This window comes from Micromonospora sp. NPDC050417 (assembly GCF_044458865.1).
In the GTDB taxonomy this organism is placed as follows: Bacteria; Actinomycetota; Actinomycetes; order Mycobacteriales; family Micromonosporaceae; genus Micromonospora_G.
The window spans coordinates 1-1,126 of sequence record NZ_JBITIH010000076.1; the positions used below are offsets into that span (position 1 = coordinate 1).

The 1,126-nt window shown below is 68.5% G+C and carries 1 protein-coding gene; it reads right to left on the reverse strand.

Annotated features, from left to right (window positions below):
* Nucleotides 1-76: 76 nt before the first annotated feature.
* Nucleotides 77-1,054 (reverse strand): NAD(P)H-dependent flavin oxidoreductase, encoded by a 978-nt coding sequence (locus tag ACIBF5_RS32725; RefSeq protein ID WP_396816759.1) that lies wholly within the window; start codon nucleotides 1,052-1,054, stop codon nucleotides 77-79.
* Between the last annotated feature and the right edge of the window lie 72 nt (nucleotides 1,055-1,126).

Consider the following 1,126-nt stretch of genomic DNA (forward strand, 5'->3'; position numbering starts at 1 on the left):
AACACGAATCACGTCCTCGCGATACCTCAGATCAAGACGCTCAAGAATCTCACCAGCAGACACGAATCCACCATCCTCATCCTGTTTCGACGACTCTGAAACTCGGGACAACACGAGCAAACGCGGCGACGACAACAGCCGCCGACAACTCCTCCGAAACGGCGCCACAACCCAACCCGCAGTACAACGCCATCTCCTCGATCCGGCCCGTGGTCGCGACCGTCGGCACCGCAGCACTGAACCGAGGCACCGGATAGACCCGCCCCTCGACCACTGTCCGGCCGATGAAATTCTTGGGTTGCTTCGGATTCTCAGTCACGGGCGTGGCCAGCACGCGGTGCCGCCGGCCCGGCCACCCGATCTCGTAGACATCCGTGATCACGGTGTCAACGCCGTCGGCCGCGGTGACCGCCATCTTGAAGTGGGGGTGAGCCCGGGACTCTCGGGCAACGACGAACGCGGTGCCCAGCAACACGCCGTCGGCCCCGGCGCCAACGGCCCGCTCGGCGTCGGCGGGCGAACCGATCCCGCCCGCGGCGACGATGCAGGCGTCGGGTAGCCGATCACGCAGCCGGGCGACCAGATCGTCCCGGCCCGACACGCCGAGCAGGTGTCCCCCCGCCTCGGTGCCCTGTGCCACCACCACAGCACCCCGCTCGGCCGCCAGCACACCGTCCTCGACGGTGCCGACCTGGACTACGAGAACCCGGCCGGACGCAGCGACCCGCTCGAACACCGCGTCCTCGGGCATGCCGAACAGCGACACGTAGACGTACGGCGGCGTCTCGGCGAGCACCTGCTCCACTTGTTGGGCGAGGTCGTCGGGGCCGACCACCTCCGGGATCAGGTTCACGCCGACCGGCCGGTCCGTCCCCGCGACCAACCGGCCCAGCATGGCCGACAACGCGTCACCGGCGAGTTTGTAGCCACCCACGCAGCCAGCGGCGCCCGCGTTCGACACCGCACACGCCAACTCCGTGCCGGCGACACCGCCCATGCCCGCCTGCAACAACGCCACTTCGACGCCGAGAACCGTCGCCAGGCCGGTTCGCATCAGCCCAGACCCTCGACCGCGGACAACGCGGCCTCAGCACTACCGAACCGCGCCGTCAGAGTGTGCACCCAA